This is a genomic window from Pseudoalteromonas sp. PAR1, assembly GCF_947311895.1.
GTDB classification, from domain to species: Bacteria; Pseudomonadota; Gammaproteobacteria; order Enterobacterales; family Alteromonadaceae; genus Pseudoalteromonas; species Pseudoalteromonas lipolytica_C.
This window is the reverse complement of sequence record NZ_CAMZMY010000026.1, coordinates 28124-47250: the sequence shown is the minus strand read 5'-3', so window position 1 is coordinate 47250 and position 19127 is coordinate 28124. Positions and strand designations below refer to the sequence as shown.

At 40.9% G+C, this 19127-nt stretch carries 17 protein-coding genes; 3 read left to right on the top strand and 14 right to left on the bottom strand.

What is annotated here, in order from left to right; genetic code table 11:
* Window positions 1-31: 31 nt before the first annotated feature.
* From QL229_RS17630 to QL229_RS17590, 9 genes are all read right to left on the bottom strand, one after another.
* Entirely contained in the window at window positions 32-250 is a 219-nt protein-coding gene (locus QL229_RS17630) for an EF-hand domain-containing protein (protein ID WP_135923100.1), read from the bottom strand.
* An 87-nt stretch (window positions 251-337) separates the two neighbouring features.
* A complete protein-coding gene (locus QL229_RS17625) occupies window positions 338-553 on the bottom strand; it encodes a calmodulin (protein ID WP_135923099.1) in 216 nt (71 codons plus the stop codon).
* Between the two features lie 135 nt (window positions 554-688).
* Window positions 689-901 carry a calmodulin gene (locus tag QL229_RS17620; RefSeq protein WP_135923098.1) on the bottom strand — a complete coding sequence of 71 codons (213 nt, stop codon included), beginning with the start codon at window positions 899-901 and terminating at the stop codon, window positions 689-691.
* A gap of 67 nt (window positions 902-968) precedes the next feature.
* Window positions 969-1178 (bottom strand): calmodulin, encoded by a 210-nt coding sequence (locus tag QL229_RS17615; protein WP_135923097.1) that lies wholly within the window; start codon window positions 1176-1178, stop codon window positions 969-971.
* Window positions 1179-1645: 467 nt separating this feature from the next.
* Window positions 1646-2302: a flagellar brake protein gene (locus QL229_RS17610; RefSeq protein WP_135923096.1), complete on the bottom strand. Its 657-nt coding sequence runs from the start codon at window positions 2300-2302 to the stop codon at window positions 1646-1648.
* Between the two features lie 37 nt (window positions 2303-2339).
* The gene (locus QL229_RS17605; protein ID WP_135923095.1) at window positions 2340-3791 is read right to left on the bottom strand and encodes a TrkH family potassium uptake protein; all 1452 of its coding nucleotides are present in this window, start codon (window positions 3789-3791) and stop codon (window positions 2340-2342) included.
* A 97-nt stretch (window positions 3792-3888) separates the two neighbouring features.
* Window positions 3889-4506: a YigZ family protein gene (locus tag QL229_RS17600; protein WP_135923094.1), complete on the bottom strand. Its 618-nt coding sequence runs from the start codon at window positions 4504-4506 to the stop codon at window positions 3889-3891.
* Window positions 4507-4564: 58 nt separating this feature from the next.
* Window positions 4565-5887, bottom strand: coding sequence for a Xaa-Pro dipeptidase (pepQ, locus tag QL229_RS17595; protein WP_135923093.1), 1323 nt, complete (start codon window positions 5885-5887; stop codon window positions 4565-4567).
* Between the two features lie 90 nt (window positions 5888-5977).
* Window positions 5978-7864, bottom strand: coding sequence for a transglycosylase SLT domain-containing protein (locus tag QL229_RS17590; protein WP_281547242.1), 1887 nt, complete (start codon window positions 7862-7864; stop codon window positions 5978-5980).
* A gap of 195 nt (window positions 7865-8059) precedes the next feature.
* Here QL229_RS17590 and fadB point away from each other — a divergent pair, with 195 nt between their 5' ends.
* The 3 genes from fadB (at window position 8060) to tusA (ending at window position 11784) form a co-directional block, all read left to right on the top strand.
* Entirely contained in the window at window positions 8060-10219 is a 2160-nt protein-coding gene (fadB, locus tag QL229_RS17585; RefSeq protein ID WP_281547241.1) for a fatty acid oxidation complex subunit alpha FadB, read from the top strand.
* 5 nt (window positions 10220-10224) lie between these two features.
* Entirely contained in the window at window positions 10225-11391 is a 1167-nt protein-coding gene (fadA, locus tag QL229_RS17580) for an acetyl-CoA C-acyltransferase FadA (RefSeq protein ID WP_138557619.1), read from the top strand.
* 153 nt (window positions 11392-11544) lie between these two features.
* A complete protein-coding gene (tusA, locus tag QL229_RS17575) occupies window positions 11545-11784 on the top strand; it encodes a sulfurtransferase TusA (RefSeq protein ID WP_054554785.1) in 240 nt (79 codons plus the stop codon).
* Between the two features lie 172 nt (window positions 11785-11956).
* Here the strand turns inward: tusA and QL229_RS17570 are convergent, their stop codons facing one another.
* From QL229_RS17570 to recF, 5 genes are all read right to left on the bottom strand, one after another.
* Window positions 11957-12406: a hypothetical protein gene (locus QL229_RS17570; RefSeq protein WP_281547240.1), complete on the bottom strand. Its 450-nt coding sequence runs from the start codon at window positions 12404-12406 to the stop codon at window positions 11957-11959.
* 61 nt (window positions 12407-12467) lie between these two features.
* Complete coding sequence (gene glyS / locus QL229_RS17565) at window positions 12468-14537, bottom strand: glycine--tRNA ligase subunit beta (RefSeq protein WP_135923089.1); 2070 nt, start codon at window positions 14535-14537, stop codon at window positions 12468-12470.
* An 8-nt stretch (window positions 14538-14545) separates the two neighbouring features.
* Window positions 14546-15445 (bottom strand): glycine--tRNA ligase subunit alpha, encoded by a 900-nt coding sequence (gene glyQ / locus QL229_RS17560; protein ID WP_054554789.1) that lies wholly within the window; start codon window positions 15443-15445, stop codon window positions 14546-14548.
* Window positions 15446-15588: 143 nt separating this feature from the next.
* Window positions 15589-18015, bottom strand: coding sequence for a DNA topoisomerase (ATP-hydrolyzing) subunit B (gyrB, locus tag QL229_RS17555; protein WP_199526834.1), 2427 nt, complete (start codon window positions 18013-18015; stop codon window positions 15589-15591).
* 12 nt (window positions 18016-18027) lie between these two features.
* Window positions 18028-19122 carry a DNA replication/repair protein RecF gene (gene recF, locus QL229_RS17550; protein ID WP_199526835.1) on the bottom strand — a complete coding sequence of 365 codons (1095 nt, stop codon included), beginning with the start codon at window positions 19120-19122 and terminating at the stop codon, window positions 18028-18030.
* Between the last annotated feature and the right edge of the window lie 5 nt (window positions 19123-19127).

The window sequence follows — 19127 nt, the reverse complement described above, 5'->3', positions numbered from 1 at the left end:
AAGTGAAAGTACCTAACTTTTCTAAAAGATTCTATTGGATTTGAGCGAACTCTTCTTTTGATAGTTCGCCATTACCATCGCTGTCTAGCTCTGGGAATAACTTTTCAAGCTGTGTATTTGCAGATGCTTCTTCTTTACTGATCACACCATCGCCGTCAGTATCAAATGTTGCAAAGCTTACGCCCTGTGCAAAAGCTGCTGATGATGTTGCTAATGCTAAAATTGCGATTGTTGTGCTTAACTGTTTCATAATAACTACCTCAAAATTTGAAAAGAGTGAAATCCATTTCTGAGATCCCTGTTTAGTGGAAACTGGTATAACTGCGTATTAGTTCAGTTATTCGGCTTTAGAAAACTCTGCTTCAGTAAGAACGCCGTCGCCATCAACATCTAATGTTTTGAACTGCGACATGATGTTTGCATCAACGGCCGCTTCGCTTTTGCTGATCACGCCGTTACCGTCTACATCTAAGGTATCAAAGTCTGTTGCTGCAAATGCTGCCGATGAAGATACAAGTGCAATAAGTGCTAAGGTTTTATTAACTGTTTTCATAATCATATTCCTTCAATATTAAGTGTTAGCTGATCGCACTTCCGGTATTGTCCTTTTTCATGGATTCCCTTATCCATTTAGGCTGTCTTTGGCAGCACAGAACTGATCAGCTAAGTAAACTGTTATTTAATTGCATTAAGCTTTTGAGAACTCTTGTTTCGATAACTCGCCGTTACCGTCAGTGTCTAGTTCACTGAATTTGCTCATTAACTCTGCATCAACAGACGCTTCGCTTTGGCTGATTACACCATCGCCATCAACGTCTAGGGTATCGAAATCACTCATCGCAAATGCTGCTGATGAAGATACTAGTGCCATAAGTGCAAGTGTTTTATTTACTGTGTTCATAATGTCATTCCTTCAAAGTGTGTTGTCTGAGTTAGAAAGTCCTTTTCAGTGTGTCCTTACAATGAAATTAAGCTTTTGAATACTCTTCTTTAGAAAGCTCACCGTTACCATCTGTATCTAGCTCTTTAAATTGACTCATTAGTGCTTCGCTTACAGATGCTTCACTTTTGCTGATAGCGCCATCACCATTAACATCTAATGTGTCAAAATCTGCAGCAAACGCTGCTGAAGATGTTGCAAGAGCTACCAGTGCTAAAGTTTTATGTAATGTTTTCATAATCACTATTCCTTCAATGTTGTCTCAACTTTGATAAAGGATATATTCCTGAATCAGTTTTTCTCTGTGTTCGCTAGGACTATTTCAACTTCGATGCCAATGTTTAAAAAGCCATAAAAATCAATAACTTTCATGTTAAAACATGGTTTTTAATAAAAATTAGTCGATTTTTTTGTTGCTATTTTGCAACAGAGTGAATGGTAGTTTTTTTACATAATTTAGAATCAATAACTTACAAGATTTAAAATGGAGACAGTGGGTGTAATACAGGATCAGAAAAGCAAATTTTTCTGAGTTTGAATATAAACTCAATCTGAACGAAGAAATTAAAATAAAAAAACGAAAATAAAAACCACATTCAAAACATTGATTTTTAAGGTAAATTTAAGTTTATTATGAATTAATTTAGGTGTTGGCAGGATAAAAACATGAAAAGTCGCCACTTTGTTGCAAAATGGCGACTTCTGCTATTTTTCAAGTACAGACAAGTCGATTAAATGTTCTTTCATAAAGCCTTTCATTTCATCTTTACTCGAATCTAACTGAATACCTAAAATAAAACCTGCCGCTCTTTTACGTACTCGACATACAGTGCCATTAAACTCCCGTTTACTTAGCACAACCTTACACTCTTGCCCTTTGAGCTGGCTCAAGTCTTCTTTGCTGTCGATATCAAACTGCACGCCAGTGAGAGAAATATCTTTAATGAGGCCTTCGAGTGTTTGCTCTTTGATCAGTAAGTTTGCAGAAAATAGTGTGGGAATTCGCGTTTCACTTCTTAAACTATAAAGCTGCACTTGCTGTGGAAAGTTTAGAAAAATTAAGCGATGAGGATGCGATGAAATTGCACTAACCTGCTGACGAAACGCAATGACTTGACCACCACCCGTCTCAAGTACAGCACGTATTATAATCATTACAGCATCTTTAATGTATTCATGTGCATTCGCTATCCGCTTTATAGATGGGTAATTTAAGATTATATATTGATCATTTAACAAACCAATAAACTCTGTTTTTACGCGTTTACTATCAGTTGGTGTGGTGATTTCAATATCAACCAAACTACCAGCAGGAATGCAGCCCAGTTTTTCAAGATTAATTTGTTTTTGTGTCTTCGGCATTGTTTCGCCTCCACTAACAGAAAATCACATACTCGTTTTATCCACGCCAAAAGGTTGGAGTAAATAACACTAACAAGGTAAATATTTCTAGACGACCAAACACCATAGCTATCGTTAATAGCCATTTGGCTGAATCTGAAATGGCACCATAATGCGCAGCAACTTCACCTAACCCTGGGCCTAAGTTATTTAAGCACGCGGCCGTTGCAGAGAATGCACTTATATTGTCCATACCCGTCCCCATCAATGCCAGCATGATGATCACAAACACCAAAGCATAGGCAGAAAAGAACCCCCAAACGGCTTCGACTACTTTATCGGGCAACGCTTTTCGGCCCAGTTTAATAGAGTAAATAGCCCTAGGATGCACAAGTCGATTTAGCTCGCGAATACCTTGTAAATAAAGTAAGAACACACGTACTACTTTCATGCCGCCGCCAGTGGAACCTGCACAGCCACCAATAAAACTTGAAAAGATAAGTAGAATAGGTAAAAACAAAGGCCATGCCGAGAAATTATCGGTAGCAAAGCCCGCGGTGGTACTCATTGATACCGCTTGGAACATAGCTTGGTCGAGAGTCTCATCACCATCGGCATAAATGTTATTCGATGACAATACCGTAAAACAGACAATCACCAATGCTAATTGAATGAGTAAGAACACTTTAAATTCAGGGTCGCGTAAATAAACACGAATACTGCGTGATGATACCGCCGCATAGTGAAGTGAGAAGTTAATTGCTGCAATAAGCAAAAACACCACACAAATAAAATTAATGACAGGGCTATCAAACTGCCCCATTGACGCGTCATAAGTAGAAAAGCCACCAATCGCAATAGTAGAAAACGCATGACAAATCGCATCAAACCAATCCATACCCGCAGCCCAGTACGCTAAAGTACAGGCAATTGTTAGCGATACATAAATATACCAAAGATGCTTTGCTGTATCGGCAATACGCGGCGTCATTTTAGAGTCTTTAACAGGTCCTGGGGTTTCTGCACGATATAACTGCATACCACCGACCCCTAGCATAGGTAGTACCGCGACCGCGAGTACGATGATCCCCATACCACCTAACCACTGCAATTGTTGGCGATAAAAGAGTACAGACTTAGGCAGGTATTCAATTCCGGTTAGTACCGTAGCACCTGTGGTTGTTAGCCCTGAAAAGGCTTCAAATACGGAGTCAGCTAAGGAGAGGTTAGGCTCTTGTAAGAACACTAAAGGCACTGCTGCGAAGGTACCTAGTACCAGCCAGAACAAAACCACAATCAAGAAGCCTTCTCGGGCTTTTAGATCACCATGCTCATGACGGTTCGGATAGTAAGCCGCTAAACCAATCACAACACTAAAGATGAAAGCAAGAACGAATGGCACACCACCACCGTCTTTATAAATTAAAGACACCAGTGCCGGTGGCACCATGGTGATACTAAATAGTGCCACAAGTTGGCCGAGAATTTTAATTATGGTACGAAATTGCATCGAGGCGTATCGCTTTCTTATTTAATTGATTTAGCTAATACAGTTTATTGTCTTATAGGCTTAATTGTAAGTAAACGGAATGTATTATTTTTACATTTCAAACTTTTCTGAGTTTTAGCACCACTGCTCCATGAGTAAGCTCATGCACATCATTAATGGCTTGCTCAGCTTGCCGACTATCAATCTCTATTTGCCAAGTAATGTTTTCAGCAAATTGCTTATCAATATTAAGCACTTGATATTTACTTTTTAGTAACTGCTCTATTGCCCCTTGTGCGCTGTAGTCGCTGTGGCCAATTAACTCAATACTCGGAACTTTCGTGATGGTTTTAAGCTCACGCATAGCATTATTTAAACTACCGCCATAAGCACGTACTAGACCGCCTGTACCAAGCTTAATACCACCAAAATAACGTGTTACTACCGCCGTTATTTCACCGATACCCGATCCAGTTAACACATTAAGCATGGGCTTACCGGCAGTGCCATTTGGCTCTCCATCATCCGAAAAACCATAAACGTGACTACCACCTGGGTTGCCTGCAACATGCGCCCAACAATTATGTCGTGCATCACTGTATTTATCTTGGATTTCTTTAATAAAGGCTTTTGCAGCCGCTAGATCTGGGGTGTGGGCAATATGCACAATAAAGGTGCTTTTTTTAATTTCTTCTTGGTAAAAAACCGGCTCAGCCGGATATTGATATTCAGACATAATTGTTTATCTAAAAAAATGGGGCCAAGCGGCCCCGACATTCACTAACATGTAACGATTAATCTAAGTGTAGATCACGGGTCATGTTTTCTAAGCTATCTTCATGAACGATAATGTTATCTTCAATACGGATGCCGCCAAATGGCTTGAACTCTTCAACTTTTTCCCAGTTAATGAATTGCTTGTTATCAGTTTGCGCAAGGTCACCAAGTAATGATTCGATGAAGTATAAACCTGGTTCAATTGTAAACACTTGGTTTTTCTCGATTAAACGAGTACAACGAAGGAAAGGATGACCCTCTGGCGGTGCCTGATGCGTCCCCTTATCATCAGCCATAAAGCCGCCCATATCATGAACTTGCAAGCCTAAATGATGACCAAGACCATGTGGGAAGAAGGTTGAAGTAATACCACGCTCAACAATCTCAGCAGCTGGTAACTTCACAATATTAAAGTCGCTCAGTACTTGTGCTACACGTTGATGACAGTCTAAATGCAGTTCGCCATATAACAAACCTGGCTTTAAAGACTTACCTAAAGCAATTTGATGTTCAGTCATTACCTTGATTAAGTCACTAAATTCGCCTGACTTTTTAAAATCATAGGTACGCGTGATGTCTGCCGCATAACCATTAAAGTTAGCACCCGCATCAATTAAGAAAGAACGATGGCTTTGCGGTGCTTGAGGCTCAAAATGGGTGTAATGCAAAATCGCACAGTTTTCATTAAGCGCAACAATATTGCCGTATGGCATTTCGTTTTCACTCTGACGCGTTGCCATGAGATAAGCTTGCTGAATATCAAACTCTGAACCACCAGCAAAGAAAGTATCGCGTGCTGCTTTGTGACCCTCTACTGCGATACGGTTGGCTTGACGCAAACACTCAAGTTCGTATTGCGTTTTATAAGCACGATTGTAATGCAAGTAGTTCATTACTGGCTCAGGGTTCATAATGCTAAAGCCCAGCGCTTGAGCAACCTCTAAATATTCACCGATATAGGCAAATTTAGCCTTGTCGTAAGGAAGCAGTTTCTCTACCTGATCTGGCTGAACTAACAATTCAATATCAAAATACTCAGCCCAAAAATCACGAGGTTCATCGGGTACCTTGTGCCAAAAATCAACAGGACGATAAAAGATTAATTTAGGTTTTGCTGTACCATCCACCACAATCCAGCAGTGTGGATTATCAATCACCGGCAACCAGGCTTTAAATTGTGGATTCACTTTAAACGGATAATACATGTCATCTAAAAACTGGCGCTTAGCTTGACCTGAGTGAATCACCAACCCTTCTAAACCTTCACGCTCTGTAATAGTTCGAGTACGCTGTTGTAAGGTTGCAATGTGTTCGGCGTATAACACCGCTAATTTATCCATAGTAAACCCATTTTAGTAAATTTAACTTGTTGTCAGTCTATCATAGTCGGCTATATCCCCCAACAGAGGCAATTTAGCAACATATATAAACTAACCACCCATAGTCATATCAAGAATTGGCGCCAATACATTACCATCTCGACCAAGACGCGTATGGTATACCTGCCTATACGCAAAAACATTTTTTACATAGTTGCGCGTTTCTGTGTAAGGAATTAACTCTATCCATAACTCTGCTGGCATTGCTTGCTCTGGTATCCAGCGCTTAATTCTATGATAACCCGCATTATAAGAAGCCGTAGCTAAGATCTCATTGCCATGATTTTTCTTTTTCAAATACTGTAGATATTGACTACCTAAACGAATATTTGTTCGCGGTTGATATAACTGTTTTCGGGATACAGCGCTTTTATTCATATATTTCGCTGTACTTGGTAACAATTGCATCAAACCGTAAGCATTGGCATGAGAGCGAGCATCAGGAGCAAACGAACTTTCACGTCGTGAAATTGCAATACTCCACGCAACATCTATATGACTGCGATTACTGTAGTTTTCAAAAATATTTTTAAAGGCAAATGGAAAGCGCAGCTCGACATAATCCCACTCTTTTATTTGTGCCAAGGTATAAATAGTGCTGTCATACCAGTCAAGCTCTGCCGCGAGCATCGAAGCCGCGAGCTTTTCTTCTTTGGTTGATGTATCTGTCAAATAATTCCACTCACGACGCGCAGATGTGAAACGTTCAAGCTCATAAAGCGCTCGAGCCCGTTTAAAACCAGGTGCATTTGCAACCTCAAGCTTGAGTTGATCACTTACTTGTAATCCTTTGTTATTTAAGCTTACAGGGATACCTAACCGAGCAGATGCTAAAAACCCATAATAATCACGCTCTTTTGCCACTGTTTGCCATATAGCACGAGCTCGTTCGACTTCGCCACGCTGATTTAAGCTATATGCCAACCAATATTGCTGCCCTAAACTTAAATTTTCTTTACCGGTAAAAAAGGCAGCGATCCCTGACCAATCTTGTCTTTCAAGCATGTTAGCAAGCTGCCATTGCATAAGTTTACTTGTTTGCCGCTCTTTCGGTACTTTGTTAAGCCAAAAACGCGCTTGATTATGACCACTTGAAGCGAGCGATAAAGCAAAGCTGTAATACACATCCGCTTTTTGTTCATCCGTATAGGTGAACATTTTATCGAGTTTTTCCCACGCCCTTAGTGCTAAATCTTTATCTCGCCAAACTAAAAGCTTCACACCATAAAGTGCTATTTGTCCCTCTTTGGCTGTTTTATTTTTAAATCGATATAAGCCAGCTGATGCACTTGGGTCTCTTCGCACTGTTAAATATAAATCAGCTAAATATTGTTCATTGCGAGGAAGTAAGGTTTTTAAATAAGGAATTAAACTTGCTGATCCACCTTCAGCCGCTAATGTAATGCGTTGCCAAACTCGTTGCTGGGTTTGGTAGCCTTTTTTCTTCCATAAGGAAAAAAGCTGATCACATTCTTTCGGTTGTGAATCTCCCACCACCCATAAATCAGTCACCTGATTCATAATAGCTTTTTCAGGTGCACCCAAATCTAATTGAAAACTCAAGTATGGGCAGGTCAGTTCGTTATTACTGGTTTCTCGATAATTACGAATATACGCTGCTTTTTTATTATTCTGTCTTAAGTACTCAAGCCACGTTTTTCGCACAGGCCATTCTAAAGGCGTATTTTGATAAACGTTTAAAAAGTTTTCGATTTCAGTTTGATGCTTAAGGCTTGGGTTACGCTGCCAATAAGCCATTTCAACATAAGGCTTTAATGGGTGATTAAGCCCATTAGCCGCCTCTTTCATGTCTTGATAATCACCGTAACGGGCCTTTTTTTCTGCTTTTAAGAAAGCGTCATGTTTATCGTTGGCGTCGGCTGCAAAAAAAGGAAAAAGTAATGCGGCAGCCGTCCAACCAAGGAGTTGTTTTTTCATGATGACCTTTAACAAAAATTAAAGAATAACTAACAATAAAGTTCCACTACACCTTAGCATCAAACCAGCTATATTTTAATCAATCGCGATAAAGCGTAGTAATTTTTTCGTTGCATTTTCATTTTAAAGCAAGCACACTGATTGAAATGCAAACTCATCGTACCAGTCTTAGTTAATAAACTAGGGAGAATAATAATGTTATATAAAAGCGATTCATTTGAAGTTGCTTTCATCAAGGACAACATCGCCGAGTTTAAGTTCTGTGCTGACGGCTCAGTAAACAAACTTTCGCAGCAAACCTTGCAAGATTGCGCTTTAGCATTAAAAGAATTGGCAACAAACTCAGATATCAAAGGCATGGTGTTCACCAGCGATAAAGATCATTTCATTATCGGCGCCGACATTTTCGAATTTTTACCTACTTTCACTAAACCTCAAGAAGAACTTGTTGCATGGATCAAAAATGCAACTGACGTTTTTGACGCTATTGAAGATTTACCTTTCCCAACGTTAAGTGCTGTAAACGGCATGGCACTTGGTGGTGGATGTGAGTGGGCACTTGCTACCGATTATCGCGTTGCTAGCTCTAACGCTAAAATTGGCCTACCTGAAGTGAAATTAGGCATTATGCCTGGTTTTGGTGGTACAGTTCGCCTTCCGCGCCTTATTGGTGCTGATAATGCGATGACGTGGATCACCACAGGCAAAGAAAACCGTGCTGAAGATGCCTTAAAAGTAGGCGTATTTGACGCGGTAGTTAGTGCTGACAAACTTTTAGAGTCAAGTATTGCAACACTTGAGCAAGCCATCGCTGGTAAGCTAGATTGGCAAGCAAAACGACAAGTAAAATTACAGCCACTGAAAATGAACCGTGTTGAGCAAGGTATGAGCTTTGCGATGGCTGAAGGCATGGTAATGGGTCAGACAAAAGGTCATTACCCAGCACCTGTTATGGCTGTAAAAACAATCAAAGCTGCTGCAAACTGTGAACGCGCTGAAGCAATGGCTATTGAAAACGCTAACTTTGCTAAACTTGCAGCAACAAGCGAAGCTGCCGCGCAAACCGGTATTTTCTTAGCTGACCAATACATTAAAGGTAAAGCGAAGAAGCAAGCTAAGCACAGTGAGCTTGAAATTAAACAAGCTGCTGTATTAGGTGCAGGTATTATGGGCGGTGGTATTGCATATCAGTCTGCTTATAAAGGCACACCTATTATCATGAAAGACATCAACCAAGAAGCTCTTGATTTAGGTATGGGCGAAGCATCTAAGCTACTTGGTAAAAAAGTACAACGTGGCCACATGACGATGGATAAGATGGTTGCTACTTTAGGTAAAATCAAACCAACGCTAAACGATGCAGACCTACAAAGTGCTGATATCGTTGTTGAAGCGGTTGTTGAAAACCCTAAAGTTAAGCAAGCCGTTCTTGCTGGTCTTGAAAAAGACTTACCTGCGGGCACTATCCTAACTTCAAACACATCTACTATTCGTATTGATGAATTAGCATCTGCTCTTGAAAAACCAGAAAACTTCTGCGGTATGCACTTCTTTAATCCAGTGCCAAAAATGCCATTAGTAGAAATCATTCGTGGTGAAAAAACATCAGAAGCAACAATTAATGCCGTTGTTGATTACGCATTAAAACTTGGTAAATCACCAATTGTTGTAAACGACTGCCCTGGTTTCTTTGTAAACCGCGTGCTATTCCCTTACTTTGCAGGCTTTAGCAAACTAGTTGTTGAAGGTGCTGACTTCGCAAAAGTTGATAAAGTGATGGAAAACGTATTTGGCTGGCCTATGGGTCCTGCTTATCTGCTTGATGTTGTGGGTATCGATACAGCTTACCACTGCACTGGCGTAATGGCTGATGGCTTCCCTGAGCGTATGGCTCGTCAAGACAAAGACCCAGTAACTGTATTTGCAAACGAAAAACGTTTTGGTCAGAAAAATGGCGCTGGTTTCTACCAATATGCACCTGACCGTCGCGGTCGTCTTAAAAAATCGCAAGATGCAACAGCAACTGAGCTACTAAGTGCTATCACTGATGCACCTAAAGATTTTGATAAACAAGAAATCATCGACCGTTGTATGGTACCTATGATCAACGAAGTGCTACTTTGTTTACAAGAAGGTATCGTAGCGTCACCACAAGAAGCTGATATGGCGCTAATTTACGGCATTGGTTTCCCTCCATTTAGAGGCGGTGCATTCCGTTACTTAGATCAAACTGGTTTAGCGAACTTTGTTGCAACAGCAGACAAGTATGCTCACTTAGGTGCGATTTACCAAGTATCAGATGAAACTCGCAAGTGGGCCGAAGAAGGCCGTGTATTCTATAAGGTGGAAGGATAAGAAACATGAATAATCCAGTAATCGTAGATTGTATCCGCACACCAATGGGTCGTTCAAAGAACGGCGTATTCAAAAACAAGCGTGCGGAAGATTTAAGTGCTCACTTAATGAAAGGTTTGTTAGACCGTAACCCAGCCGTTGATCCAGCATCAATTGATGATATTTACTGGGGCTGTGTACAACAAACTTTAGAGCAAGGCTTTAACATTGCTCGTAACGCAGCACTACTAGCCGGTATCCCACACTCAGTACCAGCAGTAACAGTTAACCGTTTATGTGGTTCATCAATGCAAGCATTACACGATGCGGCACGTGCAATTATGACAGGCGCTGGTGATACCTATATCATTGGTGGTGTTGAGCACATGGGTCACGTACCTATGACTCACGGTAATGATTTTCACCCTGGTTTATCAACGTCTGTAGCACAAGCTGCTGGCGTAATGGGTTTAACAGCAGAATACCTTGCAACGCTGCACGGCATTAGCCGTCAGCAACAAGACGAATTTGCTTACCGTTCACACCAACGTGCACACGCTGCAACTGTTGAAGGTCGTTTCCGTCGTGAAATCCTGCCAATGGAAGGTCACGATGCAGATGGTTCTTTAATCTTAGTTGAAGACGATGAAGTAATCCGTCCTGAGACAACTGTTGAAGGTTTATCGCAACTACGCCCAGTATTCAATCCAGCATCGGGTAGCGTAACTGCAGGTACTTCATCTGCTCTTTCTGACGGCGCATCAGCCATGCTTGTAATGAGCGAAGAGAAAGCTAAAGAACTTGGTTTACCAATTCGTGCGCGTATTAAAGCAATGGCTGTTGCAGGTTGCGATCCATCAATCATGGGTTATGGCCCTGTTCCTGCATCGCAAAAAGCACTTCAACAAGCTGGTATCACTATTGACGATATCGATGTTGCAGAGCTTAACGAAGCATTCGCAGCACAATCTCTACCTGTGTTAAAAGACCTAGGTCTGATGGACGTGGTAGATGAAAAAGTTAACCTAAATGGTGGTGCAATTGCACTTGGTCACCCACTTGGTTGTTCTGGTTCACGTATTAGCACAACGCTTGTTCACCTAATGGAAGACAAGAACGCTAAATACGGTCTAGCAACTATGTGTATTGGTTTAGGCCAAGGTATTGCAACTGTATTTGAGCGCGTAGAATAACGAGCTCACACCAAACATCTTGGTGATAAAAAGGCGCACTGATTTGCTCAGTGCGCCTTTTTTATTTGCTTTGCTTTCGCTTATTGAAACTGGCGGCAATAGAAAGTTAAAATAGCCGCTTATTAATCGTCTCTTTCATCCAAAAGGTCAGCCATGAGTTTTGATAATCCCGATCACCAATTAGATGCACTTGGCCTACGTTGTCCAGAACCTGTGATGATGGTGCGTGGCGCAGTACGTAAAATGAAAGATGGCGAAACTTTACTTATCATCGCCGATGACCCATCAACCACCCGCGATATCCCAAGCTTTTGTACTTTTATGGATCACACACTTGTGGCAAAAGATGTAGAGCAAGCACCGTATCGATACTTAGTGAAGAAAGGGTTGTAACGAGCTCGTAGGTTGGGTTGAGAGCAACGAAACCCAACGTGTTAGAGATACCTATCTGCTGCGATATATCGAACACTCCCGATCAATAATCCGTTGCAGAGTTAGATACCCCAGCTAACTTCAAAGTGAGTGTGTGTTGGGTATCGCTCCGCTCTACCCAAGCTACCAACTTTTACTTTCGAGTTACTATCACTTTTGGTTGATTACTATTGCGGTAATCAAAGCTCACTACATACACACCTTTTGCAGCGGGTTTAAAGCTGAAATAATTGTAGATGGTATTACAGTCAGCATTAGCAGCTTGGCCTAAAACCAATGATTGCCCTGCTGGGTCCATATCACTGTAACCACAGTTGTAGCCTTCACTAAAGTCAGCATCCGCTACTTTGAATTCATACACCTTACCAGGTGTTGAAAATTTTACTTCGGTTTGGAATATACCCGGTGCAACTTGCTCTAATTGATACTGAGGCTCAGCATCCCATAGAGTAAAGTCACCACGTAAATACATAGTACGGTCGAGGTCTTTACTTGGCAGAATATCGTCAATGCTTGGCATTTGTATTTGGCTAGAACAGGCAGTTAATAAGCCTGCTAATGCTAAAGTAATTATACGTTTCATTACTGTTCCTTATGCTACAAAAAAGCCAGCACTGAGCTGGCTTTTATAAATTGGCTACTGCTTACTTCTGAAGTACAGAAATATCAGCAATATCTAAAAACAGACGGCTTAGTTGGCTTAATAATGCTAAACGGTTTTGTTTAACCGCTTCGTCATCTGCCATTACCATGACGTTATCGAAGAAGTTATCAACACTCTCACGGATACCCGCAAGTTGTGATAATGCTTCTTGGTAATCGCCATTTGCATACAGAGGTGCAAGCTCAGTTGCAAACTTAGCAACGTGTGACGCTAATACTTTTTCTGCGTCATCGCTTAATAGGCTCTCATTTACATCACCTTGTGTTGTGATGTCATTTTTAGCCAAGATATTGCTTACACGTTTATTTGCTGCTGCAAGCGCTTCTGCTGCGTCTAATGTACGGAAGTGACTTACCGCTTTAACACGACGATCGAAATCAACTGGTTTAGTTGGACGACGTGCTAGTACAGCTTGGATCACATCAACTTCGATACCTTCATCTTGATACCATGCGCGGAAACGACCTAGCATAAACTCAAACACATCTGTTGATACGTTTAGGTTAGTTAGCTTTTCACCGAATAGCGTTTGTGATTTAGCAACAAGGTCTAAGATATCTAGCGGTAATGATTTTTCAACCATGATGCGAAGTGCACCAATTGCTGCACGGCGAAGTGCAAATGGGTCTTTATCACCTTTTGGCGCTTGACCAATACCGAAAATACCCACCAGCGTATCAAACTTATCAGCAATGGCGACAGCACAGCTGATCACATTTGTTGGTAAGTTATCACCCGCGAAGCGAGGCATATATTGTTCATTTTGCGCGAGTGCAACTTCTTCAGCTTCACCGTCGTGACGCGCGTAATGCATACCCATTACACCTTGTACGTCGGTAAATTCCATGACCATTTCGGTCATTAAGTCTGTTTTACTTAATAAACCTGCACGCTTAGCAAGCTCGGCATCGGCACCTAATTGCTCAGCAATGTAACCTGCAAGCTCACTAATACGCTCAGATTTATCTTTCAGCGTACCAAGTTGCTTTTGGAATAAAACAGTATCTAGCGACTCTAAACGGCTTTCTAGCGTTTTCTTCTTATCAGTTTCGTAGAAGAACTGCGCATCAGCTAAACGAGGACGAACAACTTTTTCGTTACCCGCAATTACTACGCTTGGATCTTTACTTTCGATATTAGAAACAAATAGGAACTTGTTAAGTAAGTTGCCATCTTGGTCTAATAACGGGAAGTACTTTTGATCGTCCTTCATAGTATAAATAAGCGCTTCAGAAGGAACGTCTAAGAATGCTTCTTCGAATGTTGCTGTTAGTGTTACAGGCCATTCAACCAACGATGTTACTTCTTCAAGTAAGTCTTCATCCATCGCTACTTTTGCATTTACAGCTGCAGCTGCTGCTTCAATCTGTTCACGAATTTGTGCTTTACGCGCTTCGAAGTCAGCAACAACATACGCAGATTTCAGAACATCAAACACATCATCAGCGTGGTTGATTGTTACTTTTTCTGGATGATGGAAACGGTGCCCTTGTAATTGGTTACCAACTTGCTTACCAAGGATCTCACCTTCGATTAGCGTGCTACCAAATAAAATAGTCGCTGTGTGTACAGGACGAATGAATTGCGTTTTACTCGCACCCCAACGCATTGGTTTAGGGATAGGTAATTTTGCAAGTGCCTTGTTTACAGCATCGCTCATAAGCGAAGTTGTTGCTTGACCTTCAACCTGTGCTTTATGTAATAACCAAGCACCTTTATCTGTTTCAATCGTTTCTGCATCGCTTACATCGATACCACAACCACGTGCCCAACCCATTGCTGCTTTAGTTGGGTTTCCATCGGCATCAAAAGCGGCAGCTACTGCAGGACCACGCTTTTCAACTACTTTGTCACTTTGCTTTGCTTCAAGTGCTGTTACACGTAAACCTAAACGACGTGGAGATGCGTACCAGTTAACACCTTGATGTGCTAATTCTAAGCTTGCAAGTTCTGCTGTTAAGTTCTCAGCAAATGACTCAGCAAGTTTACGAAGTGCTTTCGGTGGCAACTCTTCAGTGCCAATTTCTACTAATAAATTTTCTGCTGACATGCTAATTCTTAATCCTTACAAAGCGGGAAACCAAGTGCTTCACGGGCATCATAGTAACTTTGTGCACACGCTTTAGATAAAGCACGAACACGTAAGATATAACGTTGACGTTCTGTTACTGAGATAGCGTGACGAGCGTCTAATAAGTTAAACGCATGTGATGCTTTCATTACTTGCTCATAAGCTGGTAATGGTAAGCCTGCTTCGATTAGCTTTTCACTTTCTTTCTCACAGTGATCAAACTGTGCAAATAAGAACTCAACATCCGCTTGTTCGAAGTTATAAGCTGACTGCTCTACTTCGTTTTGATGGAACACATCACCGTATGTTACACGTCCCATAGGGCCGTCTGCCCATACTAGATCATAGATGCTATCTACGCCCTGTATATACATTGCTAAACGCTCTAGACCATATGTGATTTCACCCGTAACCGGTGAGCACTCTAAGCCACCTACTTGTTGGAAATAAGTGAATTGAGTTACTTCCATACCGTTTAGCCAGATTTCCCAACCTAGACCCCAAGCACCTAATGTAGGTGATTCCCAGTTGTCTTCTACAAAGCGAACTTCGTCAGTTAGCGTATCAATACCTACAGCAGCTAAAGAGCCTAAATAAAGCTCCTGGATGTTCTCTGGTGATGGTTTTAATACTACTTGAAATTGGTAGTAGTGTTGTAATCGGTTCGGGTTTTCACCATAACGACCATCAGTTGGACGGCGGCATGGTTGAACATACGCGCTCGACATTGGCTCTGGGCCAATCGACTTTAAGAACGTTAACGGATGAAATGTCCCTGCTCCCACTTCCATATCCAGTGGTTGAGCAATCACACAGCCTTGCTGTGCCCAATAGTCCTGTAAAGCCAGGATCAAACCTTGAAAGGTTTTAACGTCATATTTTTGCATATTTGGCTTATAGTATCTGGTGCGTTTAGTCTGAAAATTGCTCTCAGTATACCTTGTGTGCAGTAAGGTTTTAAGCAGTTTGTGCTTTTTCAGTAATAAAAAAAGGAGCCATGAGGCTCCTTCTTATGATTATCATTATTTGCTTATACGTCTAGGTTAACTACACGTAGCGCGTTCGTTTCGATGAAATCACGACGAGGCTCAACTTGGTCACCCATTAGTGTCGCAAACAATTGGTCAGCGGCAACAGCATCTTCGATTGTTACTTTCAACATGCGTCGTGCAGCTGGATCCATAGTTGTTTCCCAAAGCTGATCAGGGTTCATTTCACCCAATCCTTTATAGCGTTGGATATAAAGGCCACGCTTCGATTCATTGATTAACCACTCTAATGCATCCACAAAGTTATCAACAGCTAATGTTTTTTCACCACGTTGTATGTAAGCACCTTCTTCAAGTATGTTAGCAATGTTTACGCCCGTTGCTGCAATGCGTTTATAGTCACGCGATGTAATGAAGTCATGGTTTAGTACATGAGCTTTATCCACACCATGCTGACGAATATTCACAACAGGATAATACATGTTGCGCTCAGTATCGTGCTCAGTGCCGGCATGGAAGATAGTTGCATCTTCATCACGTGCAATTAAGTCGTCAACAAGGGTTTTAGTCCACTCTTTAACTTTTGCTTCATCAGCTAAATCAGCTTCGGTAATTTCGCTTTGATAGATTAAACGTTCCATAACCGAATTTGGATATTTACGTTTTAAGCGCTCAATAACTTTAACTGTATTTTGATAATCGTGAACGATTCTTTCTAAATCTTCGCCTTCAAGTGCAGATGCACCTTCGCTTGTATAAAGAGCAGCATTATTTAGAGCTAATGACGTTAAGTAATCCACAAGTGCTGGATCATCTTTAATGTAGCGTTCTTGCTTACCTTTTTTCACTTTATAAAGTGGTGGTTGCGCAATATAGATAAAGCCTTTTTCTACAATCTCTGGCATTTGACGATAGAAGAAAGTTAGCAATAATGTACGAATGTGAGAACCATCCACGTCCGCATCGGTCATGATAATGATACGATGATAACGAAGTTTTTCTGGGTCATATTCATCACGACCAATACCACAACCTAGCGCTGTGATTAATGTTGCTACTTCTTGAGAAGAAAGCATCTTATCAAAGCGTGCTTTTTCAACGTTAAGAATCTTACCTTTTAGTGGCAAGATAGCTTGGTTTTTACGGTTACGACCCTGCTTAGCTGAACCACCTGCAGAGTCACCCTCCACTATGTATAGTTCTGATAAAGCTGGATCTTTTTCTTGGCAGTCTGCCAGTTTACCTGGTAAACCCGCTAAATCCATTGCACCTTTACGGCGTGTCATTTCACGCGCTTTACGCGCTGCTTCACGAGCACGTGCTGCATCAATGATTTTACCTACAACCGTTTTAGCATCAACAGGGTTTTCTAATAAGAACTCTGTTAGTTTTTCTGCCATCGCTTGTTCTACAGCAGACTTAACTTCACTTGATACTAGTTTATCTTTGGTTTGTGATGAGAACTTAGGATCAGGAACTTTAACACTTACAACGGCAGTTAAGCCTTCACGAGCATCATCACCCGTTGCGTTGCTGGTTGTTTTCGCTTTTTTGTTAAAGCCTTCTTTTTCCATGTAGTTATTTAGCGTACGCGTCAATGCCGCTCTAAAGCCAGCTAAGTGCGTACCACCATCACGTTGTGGAATGTTGTTTGTGAAACAGTAAATGCTTTCTTGGAAACCATCGTTCCACTGCATTGAAACTTCAACACTAATACCGTCTTCTTCACGCTCATGGGTAAAGTGGAAAACACTTTTATGTACAGGTGTTTTATTACGGTTTAGATATTCTACGAACGCTTGAATACCACCTTCGTATTTAAAGTGATCTGTTTTAGTTTCTTCACGCTCATCAGTAAGAATGATACTTACACCTGAGTTTAAGAAAGAAAGCTCACGTAAGCGCTTCGCTAAAATGTCGTAGTGGAAATTCAGGTCAGTAAACGTTTCACCGCTTGGCCAAAAACGTAACTCAGTACCTGTGTCATTTGCTTCACCAATCACAGCTAATGGTGCATCTGGCACACCCATAGTGTAAGTTTGTTGGTGAATTTTTCCTTCACGACGAATAGTTAGTTGTAGTTTTTCAGAAAGTGCATTTACTACTGATACACCTACACCGTGTAAGCCACCAGATACTTTATATGAGTTATCATCGAACTTACCACCAGCGTGAAGTACCGTCATAATAACTTCGGCAGCTGATACACCTTCTTCTTCATGAATTGACGTAGGAATACCACGACCGTTATCTCTTACAGAGACAGAACCGTCTAAGTGAATCGTTACAAAAATATCATCACAATGACCAGCTAAGGCTTCATCGATAGAGTTATCAACAACCTCAAACACCATATGGTGTAAGCCTGTACCGTCATCGGTGTCCCCTATATACATTCCTGGACGCTTTCTTACTGCGTCTAATCCTTTTAGTACTTTAATACTCGACGAATCGTAATTCTCAGACATGGTTAATCCCACTTATCTTGTTATTAGGTTGCCATGTTTCACGTGGAACATTTTTAGTTCTCGTTGCATGGGTTCCACCACAGCAGAAATACTTTCAGATAAAATCGATGAGATAAAAAGTTGTGAATCGCAGTGTGTCAAAAGTTGACCCACTTTTTCTTTTGTATCTTCACCTAACTCTGAAGGTAAGTCATCTATTAGCAATATAGATTGCTTATTAGTTTCTGACTCAATTAAGCTATTTTGCGTCACTTTTAACGCATAAAGCAATAGCTTCAATTGACCGCGCGAAAATGTATTTTCTACGCTATTACCAGAAACGCTAAAACTAAAATCAGCTTTATGCGGGCCTTTACTTGTGAAACCTTGCTTGGCATCACGCTCAAAGCTTTGCTCAAGAGCTTCTGAGAGCATTTCACTCTCTTTCCAACCCGCATTGAAGTTAATTTGTAAATCGCTTACTAGCGTTAATTCTGCACACATTTTATCAAAAAATTGCTGCTTAAACCTACTTATATACGCGATTCTTAGATTATTTATTTGTTCAGCTAGTCTAACAAATTCTTTATCCCAAAACTTGATCTGTTGAAAATAATCTCGAGGCTTACTCTTTAGTAATGCATTGCGTTGCTTTAGTACTTTGTTAAAAGATTGCCACAAATAAAAGAAGTCATGTTCCACGTGGAACAATCCCAAATCGAGAAATTTTCTACGCTCTTTTGGGCCACCAAAAAACAAGGAATAACTTTCTGGCGTAATAACTTGAACAGGCATTAATTGAGCCAATTCAGATATTTTACGACTCGTTTTACCTTGAATTTTTAAAGATGTTTCACCCGCTTGGTTTTTGCTTATACCAATGGGAATAGACAAATCATGTAATGCTTTACGACCGTGGATCACAAACTTGTCTTGTTGATGCTGAATGATATTTTTGTGCTTGGCGGTACGAAATGATTTACCGTGAGAAAGGAAATAAATAGCCTCAAGGAGACTGGTTTTTCCGCTGCCATTCTCGCCGTAAATAATATTAATCCCATTTACTGGCTCGAGTGTCAGCGCCTCAATATTCCGAAAATTATTGAGGCTTAAATGACTTAAACTCATAAAGT

What these genes read in the sequence shown, in the direction of transcription:
- QL229_RS17630 (WP_135923100.1), bottom strand. Translation starts at nt 250, where the DNA reads ATGAAACAGTTAAGCACAACAATCGCAATTTTAGCATTAGCAACATCA.
- QL229_RS17625 (WP_135923099.1), bottom strand. Translation starts at nt 553, where the DNA reads ATGAAAACAGTTAATAAAACCTTAGCACTTATTGCACTTGTATCTTCA.
- QL229_RS17620 (WP_135923098.1), bottom strand. Translation starts at nt 901, where the DNA reads ATGAACACAGTAAATAAAACACTTGCACTTATGGCACTAGTATCTTCA.
- QL229_RS17615 (WP_135923097.1), bottom strand. Translation starts at nt 1,178, where the DNA reads ATGAAAACATTACATAAAACTTTAGCACTGGTAGCTCTTGCAACATCT.
- QL229_RS17610 (WP_135923096.1), bottom strand. Translation starts at nt 2,302, where the DNA reads ATGCCGAAGACACAAAAACAAATTAATCTTGAAAAACTGGGCTGCATT.
- QL229_RS17605 (WP_135923095.1), bottom strand. Translation starts at nt 3,791, where the DNA reads ATGCAATTTCGTACCATAATTAAAATTCTCGGCCAACTTGTGGCACTA.
- QL229_RS17600 (WP_135923094.1), bottom strand. Translation starts at nt 4,506, where the DNA reads ATGTCTGAATATCAATATCCGGCTGAGCCGGTTTTTTACCAAGAAGAA.
- pepQ (WP_135923093.1), bottom strand. Translation starts at nt 5,887, where the DNA reads ATGGATAAATTAGCGGTGTTATACGCCGAACACATTGCAACCTTACAA.
- QL229_RS17590 (WP_281547242.1), bottom strand. Translation starts at nt 7,864, where the DNA reads ATGAAAAAACAACTCCTTGGTTGGACGGCTGCCGCATTACTTTTTCCT.
- fadB (WP_281547241.1), top strand. Translation starts at nt 8,060, where the DNA reads ATGTTATATAAAAGCGATTCATTTGAAGTTGCTTTCATCAAGGACAAC.
- fadA (WP_138557619.1), top strand. Translation starts at nt 10,225, where the DNA reads ATGAATAATCCAGTAATCGTAGATTGTATCCGCACACCAATGGGTCGT.
- tusA (WP_054554785.1), top strand. Translation starts at nt 11,545, where the DNA reads ATGAGTTTTGATAATCCCGATCACCAATTAGATGCACTTGGCCTACGT.
- QL229_RS17570 (WP_281547240.1), bottom strand. Translation starts at nt 12,406, where the DNA reads ATGAAACGTATAATTACTTTAGCATTAGCAGGCTTATTAACTGCCTGT.
- glyS (WP_135923089.1), bottom strand. Translation starts at nt 14,537, where the DNA reads ATGTCAGCAGAAAATTTATTAGTAGAAATTGGCACTGAAGAGTTGCCA.
- glyQ (WP_054554789.1), bottom strand. Translation starts at nt 15,445, where the DNA reads ATGCAAAAATATGACGTTAAAACCTTTCAAGGTTTGATCCTGGCTTTA.
- gyrB (WP_199526834.1), bottom strand. Translation starts at nt 18,015, where the DNA reads ATGTCTGAGAATTACGATTCGTCGAGTATTAAAGTACTAAAAGGATTA.
- recF (WP_199526835.1), bottom strand. Translation starts at nt 19,122, where the DNA reads ATGAGTTTAAGTCATTTAAGCCTCAATAATTTTCGGAATATTGAGGCG.